This is a genomic window from Acinetobacter sp. YH01018, from assembly GCF_013420295.1.
GTDB lineage: Bacteria > Pseudomonadota > Gammaproteobacteria > Pseudomonadales > Moraxellaceae > Acinetobacter.
Genome location: NZ_VOYL01000002.1, coordinates 1 through 15,913, shown reverse-complemented (window position 1 = coordinate 15,913; position 15,913 = coordinate 1). Strand labels below are relative to the sequence as shown.

The 15,913-nt window shown below is 42.3% G+C and carries 13 protein-coding genes; 2 read left to right on the top strand and 11 right to left on the bottom strand.

Going from position 1 to position 15,913, the window contains the following annotated elements; genetic code table 11:
- Window position 1: 1 nt before the first annotated feature.
- Both aceE and FTT83_RS01020 read right to left on the bottom strand, forming a co-directional pair.
- Window positions 2-2,716 (bottom strand): pyruvate dehydrogenase (acetyl-transferring), homodimeric type, encoded by a 2,715-nt coding sequence (aceE, locus tag FTT83_RS01025; protein ID WP_180174312.1) that lies wholly within the window; start codon window positions 2,714-2,716, stop codon window positions 2-4.
- Window positions 2,717-2,984: 268 nt separating this feature from the next.
- The gene (locus FTT83_RS01020) at window positions 2,985-3,674 is read right to left on the bottom strand and encodes a M23 family metallopeptidase (protein WP_180041879.1); all 690 of its coding nucleotides are present in this window, start codon (window positions 3,672-3,674) and stop codon (window positions 2,985-2,987) included.
- 109 nt (window positions 3,675-3,783) lie between these two features.
- Here FTT83_RS01020 and FTT83_RS01015 point away from each other — a divergent pair, with 109 nt between their 5' ends.
- On the top strand, window positions 3,784-4,224 hold the full coding sequence (locus tag FTT83_RS01015; protein ID WP_166170616.1) for a DUF721 domain-containing protein: 441 nt from the start codon (window positions 3,784-3,786) through the stop codon (window positions 4,222-4,224).
- A gap of 97 nt (window positions 4,225-4,321) precedes the next feature.
- Here the strand turns inward: FTT83_RS01015 and lpxC are convergent, their stop codons facing one another.
- The 8 genes from lpxC to gshB all read right to left on the bottom strand — a co-directional run bounded on the left by lpxC (window position 4,322) and on the right by gshB (window position 13,714).
- Window positions 4,322-5,224 (bottom strand): UDP-3-O-acyl-N-acetylglucosamine deacetylase, encoded by a 903-nt coding sequence (gene lpxC / locus FTT83_RS01010; RefSeq protein ID WP_166170614.1) that lies wholly within the window; start codon window positions 5,222-5,224, stop codon window positions 4,322-4,324.
- Window positions 5,225-5,348: 124 nt separating this feature from the next.
- Window positions 5,349-6,539 carry a cell division protein FtsZ gene (gene ftsZ, locus FTT83_RS01005; protein WP_086196537.1) on the bottom strand — a complete coding sequence of 397 codons (1,191 nt, stop codon included), beginning with the start codon at window positions 6,537-6,539 and terminating at the stop codon, window positions 5,349-5,351.
- Window positions 6,540-6,698: 159 nt separating this feature from the next.
- Window positions 6,699-7,961: a cell division protein FtsA gene (ftsA, locus tag FTT83_RS01000; RefSeq protein WP_086196538.1), complete on the bottom strand. Its 1,263-nt coding sequence runs from the start codon at window positions 7,959-7,961 to the stop codon at window positions 6,699-6,701.
- A 71-nt stretch (window positions 7,962-8,032) separates the two neighbouring features.
- The gene (locus FTT83_RS00995) at window positions 8,033-8,887 is read right to left on the bottom strand and encodes a cell division protein FtsQ/DivIB (RefSeq protein ID WP_180041877.1); all 855 of its coding nucleotides are present in this window, start codon (window positions 8,885-8,887) and stop codon (window positions 8,033-8,035) included.
- Window positions 8,888-8,890: 3 nt separating this feature from the next.
- The gene (locus tag FTT83_RS00990; protein ID WP_086196540.1) at window positions 8,891-9,820 is read right to left on the bottom strand and encodes a D-alanine--D-alanine ligase; all 930 of its coding nucleotides are present in this window, start codon (window positions 9,818-9,820) and stop codon (window positions 8,891-8,893) included.
- A gap of 56 nt (window positions 9,821-9,876) precedes the next feature.
- A complete protein-coding gene (gene murC, locus FTT83_RS00985; RefSeq protein WP_180174311.1) occupies window positions 9,877-11,325 on the bottom strand; it encodes a UDP-N-acetylmuramate--L-alanine ligase in 1,449 nt (482 codons plus the stop codon).
- Between the two features lie 14 nt (window positions 11,326-11,339).
- Window positions 11,340-12,437, bottom strand: coding sequence for an undecaprenyldiphospho-muramoylpentapeptide beta-N-acetylglucosaminyltransferase (gene murG / locus FTT83_RS00980; RefSeq protein WP_180174310.1), 1,098 nt, complete (start codon window positions 12,435-12,437; stop codon window positions 11,340-11,342).
- Between the two features lie 326 nt (window positions 12,438-12,763).
- Complete coding sequence (gene gshB, locus FTT83_RS00975) at window positions 12,764-13,714, bottom strand: glutathione synthase (RefSeq protein WP_166170600.1); 951 nt, start codon at window positions 13,712-13,714, stop codon at window positions 12,764-12,766.
- A 116-nt stretch (window positions 13,715-13,830) separates the two neighbouring features.
- Here gshB and FTT83_RS00970 point away from each other — a divergent pair, with 116 nt between their 5' ends.
- A complete protein-coding gene (locus tag FTT83_RS00970; RefSeq protein ID WP_086196544.1) occupies window positions 13,831-14,022 on the top strand; it encodes a DUF3565 domain-containing protein in 192 nt (63 codons plus the stop codon).
- A gap of 367 nt (window positions 14,023-14,389) precedes the next feature.
- Here FTT83_RS00970 and FTT83_RS00965 read toward each other — a convergent pair whose 3' ends face one another.
- Window positions 14,390-14,854: a MarR family winged helix-turn-helix transcriptional regulator gene (locus tag FTT83_RS00965; protein ID WP_086196545.1), complete on the bottom strand. Its 465-nt coding sequence runs from the start codon at window positions 14,852-14,854 to the stop codon at window positions 14,390-14,392.
- Window positions 14,855-15,913: the final 1,059 nt, after the last annotated feature.

Here is a 15,913-nt window from a genome sequence, read left to right as displayed (position 1 = left end):
CTTAGTTCTCCTCACCTGATTGTTCTTTATAGTCCGCAACCGCCTGAATTTCAGGGTGTGCTTGAGGTGCCCAAGCGACTGGACGATCAGTATCAAGTTCGAAGCTGGAGATGGCATCTTTCACCAAACGCGCATCAACTTCACCTTCATCAGCCAGTTTCTTCAAGGTTGCCACGACAATGTGCGCAGCATCGACACCGAAGTAACTACGCAAATTGCCACGGGTATCGGAACGGCCGTAACCATCGGTGCCCAAGGCTACGAATGGACGGTTGTCTGGAAGATAGGCACGGATCTGTTCACTGTATGCACGCATATGATCGGTTGCAGAAACCACAATACCGTCAGTATCACGCAATTGTTGTGACACCCAAGACTCCTTCGCTTCTTCAGTCAATGGATGCAGGCGGTTGTATTCTTCACAAGCCATGCCATCACGTGCCAGTTCGTTGAAGCTGGTGACACTCCATACGTTTGAGTGAATCTGGTATTCATCACGCAAGATTTTCGCTGCTTTAATCACTTCACGAAGAATCACACCGGAACCCATCAGCTGAACAGTGGCTTTATCATCCTGTTCAAGCAGATACATACCGCGCTTGATGCCTTCTTCCACACCTTGCGGCATTTCAGGATGCTCATAGTTTTCGTTCATGACAGTCAGGTAATAGAACACACGTTCCTGATTGACATACATGCGTTGCAAACCATCGTGTACGATCACCGCAAGTTCATAACCGAAACATGGGTCATAAGACACACAGTTTGGAATAGTGTTGGCCAGAATGTGCGAATGACCATCCTGATGTTGCAAGCCTTCACCGTTCAATGTGGTACGGCCCGCGGTTGCACCCAGCAAGAAACCTTGTGCCTGAGCGTCACCGGCTGCCCAGGCAATGTCGCCAATACGTTGGAAACCGAACATCGAGTAGTACATGTACATCGGAATCATTGGCAGGTTATTGGTTGAATAACTGGTCGCCAAGGCTGCCCATGCACTCATCGCACCGGCTTCATTAATCCCTTCCTGCAACATGTGACCATCTTTGGCTTCACGATAGTTCATCAGCTGTTCTTGGTCTTCAGGGGTATATTTCTGACCATGAGCAGCATAAATACCGAGCTGACGGAACATGCCTTCTAAACCAAAGGTACGGGCTTCATCCGGTACAATTGGCACAACGCGGTCTTTAATTGCTTTTTCTTTTAACAATGCCGAGATTAAACGCACCATCACCATCGTCGTTGATTGCTGCTTGCCATTTGAACCTTTTAATACGGCATCAAAGACAGACAGATCAGGAATCGCCAATGATTCACTTTCTTTACGACGCGCTGGTAAATAACCGCCCAACGCTTCACGACGTGCCTTCATATATTTAATTTCAGGCGAGTTCTCACTTGGACGGTAGAACGGAACTTCTTCAAGCTGTTCATCGGTAAATGGCAGGTTGAAACGGTTACGTACATACTTTAATGATTCAAGCTGCATTTTCTTGATTTGATGCGTTTTGTTGACCGCTTCAATTTCTTCGGACAGACCATAACCCTTAACCGTTTTTGCCAGAATGACGGTCGGCTGACCATTGGCCTGGGTTGCCGCGGCATAGGCTGCAAACACTTTGTACGGGTCATGTCCACCGCGGTTCAGGTTATCAATATCTTCATCGCTTAGGTTTTTCACCAGCTCTTCAGCTTCAGGATATTTGCCAAAGAAGTGTGCACGGGTATACGCCCCACCTTTCACCTGATAACGCTGGTAATCCCCATCCACAGCCTCTTCCATCACGGCTTTTAAAGCACCGGATTCATCTTTGGCAAGCAGCGGATCCCAATGACGTCCCCACACCACTTTAATCACGCGCCAGCCGGCACCACGGAACAAGGATTCCAGTTCCTGAATGATTTTACCATTACCGCGAACAGGACCGTCCAGACGTTGCAGGTTACAGTTCACCACCCAAATCAGGTTGTCCAGCTTTTCACGACCGGCAAGAGAAATTGCACCCAGGCTTTCCGGTTCATCCATTTCACCATCGCCGAGGTAAGCCCAAACCTTACGGTCTTCTTCTTTAATCAGGCTACGGTTCATCAGGTATTTCTGAATATGCGCCTGGTAGATCGACATGATCGGACCCAGACCCATGGATACGGTCGGGAACTGCCAATAATCCGGCATCAAATATGGATGCGGATAACTTGGCAAACCATTGCCACCCACTTCACGGCGGAAATTGTTCAGTTGATCTTCAGTCAAACGGCCTTCCAAGAATGAACGTGCATAAATCCCTGGCGCACAGTGACCTTGATAATAGATCATGTCGCCACCAAAATGGTCGCTATTGGCGCGGAAGAAGTGGTTAAAACCAACATCGTATAAGGTTGCAGAAGATGCAAAGCTGGCCAAGTGACCACCCAGGTCGTCACCGGTTTTATTGGCACGTAACACCATTGCCAATGCATTCCAGCGAATCAGGGCACGGATACGGCGCTCCATATCCTGGTCGCCTGGCATAGCCGGGGTTTCTTCAACTGAAATGGTATTAAGATAAGGAGTATTTAGACGCTGAATAGGAACATGCTTGGCAATCGCGCGCTGATAGAGCTTTTCTAACAAAAATGCAGCACGCTCTGTACCCATATGCTGTAAAACCGAGTCAAATGCATCTTGCCATTCTTGGGTTTCTTGCGCGTCGGTATCACCATAAAACGCCATATTTCACCTATTCCTTGAGCTTATTTATAGTCTCTATATGTACCATACTTTAGAGGGCATCAGTTATCGCTACAGCTGAATACGGAATACCACTATTATTTAGATAATAAATACTCGTTGACCATTCTTTACGCAATAAAACAAAAAACCGCCAATAAAGGCGGTTTTTTATACAATAACTATTCTCTTGAATGATACTATTATATTCGAAAGCTCTAAAGGTCCTAGAGTTACTCTTTAACGAATATACAAATCTGTATTTATCAACTTATGGCAACATTGCTAAATAAGTTGATGGATTTTTGCGTTGTCCATCTTTCACGACTTCATAATGCAAATGTGGACCGGTACAACGACCCGTGCAACCCACATTGGCAATATGTTCACCAGCTTCTACGCGATCACCAACACGGGCAATCAAACGTGATGCATGTGCATAACGGGTCAAATAACCGTTGCCATGATTAATTTCTACGTATTGACCATAACCTGTACCCCAACCTGATTTGGTCACTACACCCGGGCCAGTGGCATAAATAGGTGTACCGCTTGGTGCAGACAAATCCAGACCGGAGTGATTTTCAGCGCGACCGCCCATGGTACGGCCACCAAAGTTGGAACTCACACGTTTCATGTCTGGAAGAGGATGAGACACCAACCAGGAGTAAGCACTACCAGAATAAGTTTTTGAGCTGGTTGAACGATATTTTTTCGCTAAAGATTCATTGTTTAATTCAATTGTTTTTTCACGCAATTGAACATTCATTCTGGTTTCAGCAGGAAGATCAATATCGTTTGATTCTGCATAAGAACCTTGCGCCAAAGTACGGGTCAATTGTTCAATACGATCTTCCGATGCATTGTTAGAGCTAGGATTTAATTCAACTAAATCTGCAAAAGCCACAGATGCGGCAGAAGCTGCCAATGAAAACGCTAATAAAATACGTCGCGTATGCATAAAAAAACCTCTTTTAACTGTTCTTAGTCAATGTCCTTGCGTGATCTCTTCCTTGATATCCACTAAAAGAAGTGCGTAAGATTAAGACACAAGTATGTAGGAACAATGTATGTCGGAACCAGTTAACATCTTTCAACAAACAAGAAAACACTTAAAAACAGGAAACTTTACGTTTCTCTCTACACAAGTTGCTGCATGGCAGAAACTTACAAAACTCATTCAACCGATATTGCCCCAACCGGAGCAATGGCAAGTTGTTTGTTATGAACATGGCATTTTGACGATTACGGGTGCAAATCAAGCCATGATTAGCCAGCTTGCCTATCTTCAAAAGCAATATATCTCACAATTGTTACAATTACCTGAATTTAAAGACTTACAAAAATTGCAAGTACGATTAAGAATTCAGACGCAACCCCCTTTAAAACCCCAATCTCTGTCCCGATCCCTTAGTCCAGATACTCAAGACTTACTGCGTGGTGCTGCCGACTTTGTAAGCGACCCTAAGCTTAGCCAAGCTATGCTACGTTTGGCAAGAAATAAAAAGTAACCAATACAGGCATATCTTTGAATTAAGAAAAAAAACATGTGAACTGCTTAACAATTCATTTTGTTATACTATAACGTGTGCATTAAAAGACAATAACTTATGTCACACTTACATAAGAAATTGGGCATTGATTAATGTCATCAAATGTTACAATTTCGTAATTACTTGGATCACTTTTAACATTGCGTAATAATTGATTATTTAAGGCATGTCCGGACTTATACCCATCAAATTTGGCAATAATCTGGTGGCCTAAGAGATATAAATCCCCGACTGCATCCAGAATTTTGTGACGGACAAATTCATCTGAGAAGCGAAGCCCTTCTTCATTGACCACACCAGTTTCATCTACCCCAATGGCATTGTCCAGACTCGCCCCCAAGGCCAAATTATTGGCTTTTAGATAATCCAGATCTTTCATAAAACCAAAAGTACGTGCTCCACTGACTTCATAGACAAAAGTTTCGGTAGAAAAGTCGATGGTTGCTGACTGATATTCTTTTTTAAATGCAGGATGATCAAAATCAATGGTAAAGTTGAGCTGGAAGCCATCATGAGGATGAAATACTGCACGCTTATCATCAATGAATGCTTCAACATGTTTTAAAATTTTTATAAATTTTTTCGGTGCATCCTGTTCTTGTAGTCCGCCTTGCATCAGCAGGTAAATAAATGGACCAGCACTACCGTCCATAATCGGAACTTCTGAAGCCGAAACTTCAATAATCAGGTTATCAATCCCCAGTCCTGCAATGGCACTCATGACATGCTCAATGGTCCCGACTTTGGCATTTTCCTGAACCAAGTTTGAACACATAAATGCTTCTTGAATCAGCATGGCGTCTGCAGGAATGTCCACCTGCGGATCTAAATCGATACGTCGAAATACAATACCCCCATCCACATGGTGCGGCACAAAGTTAATTAAGACTTTTTGCCCACTATGAAGACCAATACCGCTCGCTTTCACGACACGCTGTAGGGTACGTTGTTTCAACATGTTTTTCTATCATCTGCTCATCAAACCGCTATACGTTAGCATATTTAGCCATTGATAAAAAATAAAAAGGTAGTCTTGCGACTACCTTTTCTGTTGAATTTATGCATTCTGCATAAATTTACCATTATTTACGTTGCTGATTTTTCAAGTAATCCTGAATACTCATTGGCGTTGGACGGGCTGAACCGACTGCTGGAGCAGGTGCCGTTCCTGCCTCATTTTGCTGACGTTGAATGGCTGGCACATCATCATCTTCAACAACAGCCTGAGCCGTATGATTGACTGGACGTGTTGCAGACTGTACTGATGGACGTTTTACCGTATCTGCAGAGTCCGCTGAATTACGGGTTAAGCCAGTTGCAATTACAGTGACACTGATTTCATCACGCGCATCTGGATCAAAGACCGTACCGTAGAACACCTGACCTTCATCCAGATCGACAATCTGGTTGACGACATCGGTAATTTCTTCAATTTCACCGAAGGTCACATCATCACCACCGGTGACGTTAATTAAAATGCCTTTGGCATTCATAATAGTCACGTTATCCAGTAGTGGGCTGCGAATAGCCTGTTCAGCCGCCTGACGGGCACGTGTTTCACCACGACCTGAACCCACACCCATCATCGCATAACCGCGCGTACTCATGGCAGTTTTCAAATCGGCGAAGTCAAGGTTGATATGACCGGGACGAACCACCAGATCAAAGATACTGCGCACTGCGTTCAGCAATACATCATCTGCCTTTTTATAAGCATCTTTCATGGAAATGTCACGGAAGACTTTAAGCAAACGCTGGTTAGGAATAATAATTAATGAATCGACATGTGCTTCCAGAGCTTCAATGCCTTTTTCTGCCGACTGTTGACGACGCTTACCTTCAAAGTTAAACGGAGTCGTCACCACACCCACAGTTAAAATGCCCATTTCTTTGGCAATTTCAGCAACAACTGGCGCAGCACCCGTACCTGTACCACCACCCATACCGGCAGTGACAAATACCATGTCGGTACCCTCCAGATGCTGGCGAATCAGCTCACGGCTTTCTTCAGCAGCGGTTTGGCCCACTTGAGGATTTGCACCGGCACCCAGACCACGCGTGCTTTGTTCACCTAACTGGATTTTGAATTGCGCATTCATACGGTCTAAAGCTTGTTTGTCGGTATTGGCACAAACAAATTTTACACCCTGAATGTCGGATTCAAGCATATGTTGCACGGCATTACCACCAGCACCACCAACACCAAATACAGTGAAACGGGCTTGACCGTTGCTATCGTTTTGATCATCTTCTAAAAATTCAAATGAGGCCATGACCTTTGGATTTCCTAATTCGTAATTGGCAGTCACTTAAGCCCGTATACTGCCTTGATCTTAATAAAAATTGAGTTTAGGATGCTGTCCAACCACACGCTTGTCAAGTGCAAGCCGTTAGACGAACAACTTCCTTACAATATTCCCAATAAATTTCACTTAAAATATCGATTTTAACTGATTGTTTAACGCTGACCATGCCCGACCGACCCGCTTAAATAGAGTCAGTTTTTCAGGATCTGTCGCTTCTACAATAGTATCTTGCGTATCACTTTGGCTAAACATCAACAAGCCGGCAGCAGTGGCATACTGTGAACGGCGCAAAGCCGCCTGATTCTGTTCATCAGCATGTACTTGTACTGGTGGATTGCCTAAATGCGCTGACACCCCCAACATATGACGTGCCAAATTCACCATACCTTCAATTTGACTAGCATCACCCGTCAGAACTACACCATGATACAGACCATGAATTGCCCCATTCTGCTTTAATTCTTGATGAACCTGGGTCAGAATTTCTTCATAACGCGCAATAATGATTTCTGCCAATTCAATACGGCTAATGGTCTGTGGACCATCAATGCCCTGAAATTGAATCATATGGTCAGGTTTAACCACTTTCAGGTCAACACAGCCATACAACAATTTCAGCCGTTCAGCTTCTTCAGTGGTGGTTTGCAATACCGCAGCAATATCACGGGTGACATGCTCTCCCCCACGCTGCAAAGTATGCGTCAATGCCAGACGACCATCCAGATAAACGGCAATATTGGTGGTACCGGCACCGATATCGACCAAACATACCCCATATTCTTTTTCATCTTTCAGCAAACTGGCTTCAGCTGTTGCCAAACAGGAAACCACCATTTTCTCCACGCCAATATTAGCCCCTTTCAATGCACGATCCAGATTTTGCATGGTGCTGATCGGCAACATCATCAGCTGGTAATGCCCGATCATGCTATGTGCAGACATGCGAATCGGATTTTGCACCCATTCAGCAGAATCATCCAGTTCAAAACCTAAAGGTACCGCACTCACCAGATAATGGTCTGAAGTTAAATGGCTGGCTTTGGCCAATTCGAGTGCACGAACCACTTCGCTTGTTGTAATTGTGTGGTCGCCATTTTCAATCGGAGTACGGCCTGAGGCATAAAAGCTTTTTAATTCTGCACTTGGAATGGAAACCCAAGCAGAATGCACCCGGCATTCAGCCATATCTTCTGCTTCTTGTACGGCATTTTTAATTGCAGTGATGACCTTATCGAGACTTACAATTTTCCCTTTATTCATGCCTCGGTTACGAGCTGTTGCCATCCCAATCACTTGGATATTGTCTGGCGCATGTACCTTACCAATCAAAACTGAAACTTTGTGTGTCCCAATGTCAATCGCAACAACCGAGGGAACAGCTTCATTCATTATCTACTACTACCATTACGTGTTTAGTTAATTTATGGCCTTAAGCCTCTATTTTATATAAAGCCGCTCAATTATGGCTTTACCGTTCTTGTATCTGCAATGCTTGTGTCATCAATCGTTACAACAAAATGACCATTTACAATATTCGGGGGTGCTGCATTCTTCCATTGTATGGCCAATCCGTTTCTATAACGCAAGTCTACTGATGAAATTTTAGCCCAAACCGGTTTTAGATCACTTTGTGCCAGATGACTTAAGCGTTGAAGTTTACCCATGGTCTGATCCTGATCGACAATAATGCGCAAACCCGAATCAAACTGCATGAACCAGGTCATACGTTCTGTTAAATATAATTCTTTTAAACGAATGTTGACCGGCAGGAACAACTGGTTAATTTCATTGTAGCGACGCATCATCATTTTTGACTGAGAAGCGGGACCATGCAGTAAAGGTAATTTCTGGTTATTCTGCGGCACCACTTCTGCAAAAATATCACCACTGTCACTCAATAGCCGTCCGGTTCCCCAACGGGCAATGGCATGATGCGGCATGACGCGTACACGAATTGAATTTGGCCATGCACGTGAGACTACCACGCGATCCACCCAAGACAACTCTAAAGCCTGATCGCGGATTTGTTCCAGATCAGAGGTAAAATAATTTTCTGTCACCTTGGGTGCAACATGAGTCATGACCTGGCGATTTTCAGCCTCTGAGCGGGTACCCACCACACTCAGTTTAGCCACTTGGGCATCCGTCATGACACCATACAGACCATAAATCCCCACTGCCAATACGGCAAGTGCAACCAGCAACAATAACCAGCCACCCAAATTCGCAAGCTTTTCCTTGGGTGTAGGTGGCTTCTCATGAATAGAGGTAATTGCTGCTCGTTTACGACGCATTGAAGCAGGGAGTTGAGCCATAGTCTAGTGAGCCGCAGCCGTTAAAGTCTGTTCTAAAATCGCCACACATAACTCATCAAAACTATAGCCTACAGCTTTTGCCGCCTTTGGTACTAGAGAATGACTGGTCATGCCCGGAACAGTATTCACTTCCAGTAACCAGAAGTTGCCCTGTTCATCCTGCATGGCATCAATACGGCCCCAACCACTTGCACCTACGGCCTGGAAGGCACGTAAACACAAAGCTTGCAGACGTTTTTCTTCTTCTTCGGTTAAACCACACGGAATGCCGTACTGCACGTCATTACGGTTATATTTAGCTTCATAGTCATAGAATGCCACATCTTTTGGCGGTTCCAGACGAATAATCGGCAAAGCCTGGCCATTTAAAATCACAATGGTAAATTCGCGGCCGGTAATCCATTTTTCTGCCATCACCACGGCATCGTGTTCAGTGGCTTTAGCAATCGCATCGGCAAAGTCTTCCTTACGTTCAACTTTACTCATACCAATACTTGAACCTTCATGTACCGGTTTGATAATAAACGGCAGACCAATGCTGTCCACTATGGCATCCAGATCAGAATCTTTGGTCACAATGCGATAGGGTGCCGTTGGCAGTTCCGAACCTTGCCAGACCTGCTTGGTCTTCACCTTGTCCATACCAATCGCAGAACCTTGCACACCGGTACCGGTATAAGGAATATTCAACCATTCCAATGTACCTTGGATTTGACCGTCTTCACCACCGCGACCATGCAAGACAATAAAAGCACGGTCATAGTTCACTAATTCAGTTACACTACGCTCTTGCGGGTCAAAAGCTTCGGCATTCACGCCCGAACGCACCAATGCTTCAAGCACAGCTTTACCACTATCTAGAGAAACCTCGCGCTCAGCTGATTTACCACCAAGCAATACGGCAACTTTACCGAATTTTGAAGCATTTGCCACGTTTATATCCTTAAACTTTATAACTGAACAATCACACTCAAAAACACACAAAGTGATTATTTTAAATACAACTTATTTTGTGCAAGCTCAACCGAGATCGCACCCACATTACCTGCGCCTTGCGTTAATAACAAGTCATTTGGCTGCAACACTTTTTGCATCACATTTTGTAAATTGCCATCTACAGGATCAATCAAAATCGGTTCAACCTCACCGCGCAAACGGATACTGCGCGCCAGACTGCGACTATCTGCCCCGACAATCGGCTTCTCGCCTGCAGGATACACTTCCAGCAATAACAATTGGTCAACTTGTGACAATACATCGACGAAGTCATCAAAGCAGTCGCGGGTACGGGTAAAGCGATGCGGCTGGAACATCATCACTAGGCGGCGGTCTGGATGACTTTGACGCGCAGCCTTAATGGTAGCTTCGACTTCTTTAGGATGGTGACCATAGTCATCCACCAGTTTCACATTGCCACCTTCAATTTCAAATTCACCTTGAACCTGGAAGCGACGACCTACACCGCTAAAACCTTCTAATGCACGGCAGATCGCGCCATCAGAAACGCCTTCATCCGTAGCGATACCTATTGCTGCCAAGGCATTAAGCACATTATGCAGACCCGGCTGGTTCACCGTCACACGAAGCGGTTCACGATTTTTACGCAGCACGGTAAAGTGAGTACGCATACCGTCCTGATCGACATCGACAGCACGGATGTCATTGTCTTCATTAAAACCATAAGTCAACACTGGACGGCCAATACGCGGCATGATTTCACGGATGTTGGCATCATCACCACACACCACAGCCAGGCCGTAGAATGGAAGTTTTTGCAGGAACTGGACAAAAGTATCTTTCAACACATCAAAGCTACCGCCATAGGTATCCATATGATCCGCATCGATGTTGGTCACAATGGTGGCCATAGGCTGCAAGTGCAGGAATGATGCATCTGACTCATCTGCTTCAGCCACGATATAACGGCTGGCACCCAGTGCCGCATTGACACCGGTACGGTTCAGCAAACCACCAATCACATACGTTGGATCAAGATTTTCTTCTGCCAGCATACAAGTCACCAAACTTGTCGTGGTGGTTTTACCATGCGTACCAGCAACAGCAATACCGTGACGGTAACGCATCAGCTCACCAAGCATCTCTGCACGGCGAACCACTGGAATACGACTCTCAATCGCTGCCTTGATTTCCGGATTTTCCGGATCAATCGCCGTTGAAACAACCAGTACATTGGCATCTTTAATATTGTCAGCCGCATGGCCGATATAAACATTGATACCGTTTTCTTCGAGCTGAGCCGTGGTTTTTGAGGCCTTAATATCAGAACCAGACACTCGATAGCCCTGGTTTTTCAATACTTCTGCAATGCCACACATCCCTGCACCACCGATTCCGACAAAATGAATGTGTTTGATACGGCGCATTTCAGGCACTTTGATTAACTTTTTTGCTTGATCAGCAGGAGTAGATGGAGACATATATTACTCTAATTTTACAATTCTTGAATTAAACGAACCACGTGTTGGGTTGCATCTGGTTGAGCCTGTTGACGTGCCTTGACTGCCATTTCAGACAACAATTGGCGATTCATCAACGGGACTAAAAGTTCTTTTAAACTGTCCGGGGTTAAAGTGGCTTGCGGGCAAATTTTTGCCGCACCAGTTTTGGCTAAAAATTTGGCATTCGCCGTCTGGTGATCATCGACCGCACTTGGTAACGGCACAAAAACAGCTGCCACACCTGCCGTTGCAATTTCTGTCACGGTTAAAGCACCGGCCCGGCAAATAATCAGATCGGCATCAGCATAGGCTTTAGCCATATCTTCAATAAAGGGCTGGACTTCCACCTGCAACGATGCCGGCTTATCAGCATAACGGGCACGGGTTGTCTCGGCATGGTTTTGACCACATTGATGATACACATTCAATGGTACGTTTAGCTGCTTTAACGCTTCCGGTACACGCTCATTCAATGCCTGCGCACCAAGTGAGCCACCGACAATCAGTACACGTAGCGGCAAACCAGCTTTTTCACGTTCCTGGTAACGCCAGGATGGACTTAAAATTTCAGTAATTTCTTTACGGACCGGATTGCCTGTAGTCACAATTTTTGCACTTTCAGCAAAAGTACCGGGAAATGCCTGACACACTTTTTTGGCAATACGTGATAACTGGGTATTGGTAAAACCTGCAATGGCGTTTTGCTCGTGAATAATCACGGGAATGCCCAAGGCACGGGCAGCCAAACCACCAGGACCAGCCACATAACCGCCAAAACCGGCTACGGCATCGACTTTCAGCTGTTTCATATAGCGCATGGCGCTTAAGGTAGCTTTTAAAATTTTAAACGGTGCCAATAACTTACGCACAGCACCATTACCACGTACACCCTGAATATCAATCTGGTAAATTGGAATATTGTGATTTTTTAATAAGCGGTTTTCCATGCCTGTCGGCGTTGCCAACCAGGACACTTGAATTCCTTGCTGCTGTAATTCTTTGGCAACAGCAAGTGCTGGAAAAACATGCCCACCGGTTCCGGCAGCCATCATCATCACATGTTTCGGCTTTGTTTGCGTTGCTTCGGTCACAGTCTAATTCTTCAATTCTAAAATAGGAATAACGAAATTTGATTTTAAGCTAACAATTGTAATCACAAACGCATAACCGTGAAAGGTTATTTACTTTTTTTCAACATGCGTTTCATTGTTTTTTTCTTCAGATTTTAAAGTTTAAACTAGTTTTATTGATAATCGAGCAAAATATATATTTTTTAAGCAATTTTATGACCCGTCTTTTGAACAATGCATAAATTCCAGTCCCTTTGTATCCCAAAATAAAAAGCAAGAAAAGGAACGGATCAAACAGAATAAAAAAGAGCTCCTATTTTAGGAACTCTTTTTTATAAACATCAGACTTATGCTTTTACTTTTAAACCTGTTTCCAGAACAGCAAATAAATCGTCGGCAATAGATGTACCAAACTGTGCATCAATCTCACGAATACAGGTTGGACTAGTAACATTGATTTCTGTCACATAATTGCCAATTACATCTAATCCCACAAAAATCAGGCCTTTTTCTCTGAGATAAGGGCCTACTTTTGCCGCAATCGCTTTATCATTTTCAGTTAAGGGACGGGCTTGACCCAGACCACCGGCTGCCAGGTTGCCGCGCACTTCACCATTTTGCGGAATACGGGCTAAACAGTAAGGTATAGGCTCACCATTTACCATCAGGATGCGCTTATCACCCTCAACAATTTCCGGAATATAACGCTGCGCCATAATCGGCCGGGTACCGTTATTGGTCAGCATTTCAATGGTCGATCCAATATTGATGCCATCTTGATACAAACGGAAAATGCCTGTACCACCCATCCCGTCCAGTGGTTTTACAATCACATCCACCTGTTCTTTTAGAAACTCGCGGATTAGCCCTTCATTTGAGGTCACCAGAGTCGGAACCTGAAGTTCAGGGAACTGGGTGGCGAATAATTTTTCGTTGCAGTCACGCAGGCTTTGCGGCTTGTTAATAATCCACGCCCCTTCACGCTCAGCCTGTTCCAGAATATACGTAGTATAAACAAAATTCATGTCAAAAGGTGGGTCTTTACGCATCAACACCACGTCATAAGCTGCAATCGATTCTTTTTTCTTTTCACCCAATTCATAATAATGGTTATAGTCTTCAAACACTTTCAGGGGTGAAATCAAACCGAAGGCTTTACCTTGATCGATATATAAATCTTGCTGTAATGCATAACCCAACTCATGCCCACGACGGCTGGCAGCCCACAGCATGGCCATAGAAGAATCTTTTTTCAGGTTTACATTTTCGATGGGATCCATCACAACAAGTACGCGCATATCGATCTGCTCATGTATTTTTAACTTGAGAAAAGTATAACGGAGTTTAATCTTTCTTTTTTCTCAATTTTAATAAAGCTTGTATCGAATCATTTGAAAGCGGCAAGGAGTACCTCATGCAACAAGCGATTCTTGGATTTCATTTAGATGAAGAAAACCATTGGGTTGCAGACCTGGCCTGTGGCCATACCCAGCATGTTCGACATAATCCGCCTTGGCAAAACCGCCCATGGGTGATAACTGAACAAGGTCGAAAAGAGAAACTAGGAATAATGTTGGAGTGTAGGAAATGTGAAGAACCAATTTAATTATAAATCCATAAAGGATAAATAATAAAATACTTATGCAGAATATAATATTCTATCTTATTTACCCCATCTTAAAAAATAATTTTATTTTAACCTTATGAAATTTAAAACTGCTTAAATAATAAAGTACAGATAATTTAAATCAAAATATTTAAAAAATAAAATTTTCATCAATCATATTCACCCCAACCAGTTTAATTTTTATTTAACAAAAAATTTACCTTATTAACCTTAAAGAATATAACCTTTCATAATTTTATTAAAATTATAACGATTAACTTATTTCTAATATAAAAAAAATCCTCTTTATTCTCACAATAAAAAATCATGAGCAATTTATTTAAATAGCTATGCACTTTAATTTATTTTAAGGGGCAAGATTTTTAAAAATATGTTTCAGGTTATCCAGCATTTTTTCAATTTGTAGCGGTGTTAAGCCATCAAAAGATTGTTCTAATACGACCAGGCTGAGATCATTAATTTTTTGAATCATTTGTTGTCCTTTATCTGTTAATAATACTCGCGTAATTCGAGCATCATCTTCACAACAATAAGTATTTACTAATCCTTCTTCTTTTAAGCGATAGACCACTTTGGTGGTGGTCGACATTTTAGAAATCAACATTTCCGACAGATCAGATACGCTAGCCTTATTTTTGGATTGTAATGCCAGCAAGATACGACGGCGCGAATTATCTAAACCATATTTCTTTAATGCATGATCAACATTTTGTATATATTGAGCATGTACTTGAGTAATCCAGTGATACAGAGAATTTTCTAAATTAAAATCTGCAGATCCAGATAAAAATTTATTGTACTTTTTTGCCATAATCTCACCTTTTTAATATATTAAGACCATTAAAATTATTTTAAAGACGCATTGTATTTTAGCTTCTTTAGTTTTAGGTTACACTTTTATCCATTTAATATCTGGTATTAAGATTTTCTACTCACTCTCAGTTAATATTAACTCTCTAATTCTTTTTCGCTTCTGTGAGCCTCTTTTTTATAAAAAGAATTAGAGAGCCAAAGTTTAAATGAAGATCCCTTTTATATTTATCTATTGTTATTATGCAAGCCGATTAAATCATTTTAATGGTTAAATGATCTATCACAAAAATACCATTTTATTTCTGAAAATGTGTAAAAATTTGACAAAGTTTACAGTAATTTATTTTGGAAAAATCCTCCATTTTTTGCACTTTTATTATCAAAAAATAAGTTATAATTTAATTTATAGTCTTTTTATATTTATTAATAAAAATAAAATACTGTTTAATTTAGCATTTTTATCTATAAAAATTTTATACCTTTAGGGTATAAAATCACAGTACCTTATAAAATAGAATGAAAAATAATCTATTTTTACTAACTTACAATATGCATTTTGTATAATTTATTAACTAATCATGAATTTATTAGATATTTTTATACAGAATAAATTTAAAGTGGAATTTTACTCTGAAAAATCGGGTTTTCTTTGTCGCAAAATTTTAAGAGCTATCCGTATACGGAGCCTGAGCAAAAGGGGTAAGTCTCTCTTAAATCTTCTAGTCTTAGCCCTAAATAAATACCGGTTTAGAGGGTATAGATTAAAACGGTGCTCAACTTCAATAGCATGTATTGGCGTCTTCTTTCAACCTAAAAACAAACAAAAGATGAATATGACTAGAGCTTTGTTTAAAGCCTGAGTACTTTTTTAGTCGATTTTTTTAAGTTATCTCTTATTTTCTTAAAATGACAAAAAAGGAAGCACATGGCCACTGCTGTCCCATAGTTTGCTTTAAATAAAAAAACCTGAGTCCTAACAGTTAAAATATGAGTGCAAACAAACACTTTAACGACCAGGATTCAGGTTTTGTCACATCAGAATACCGTATTTCATGAG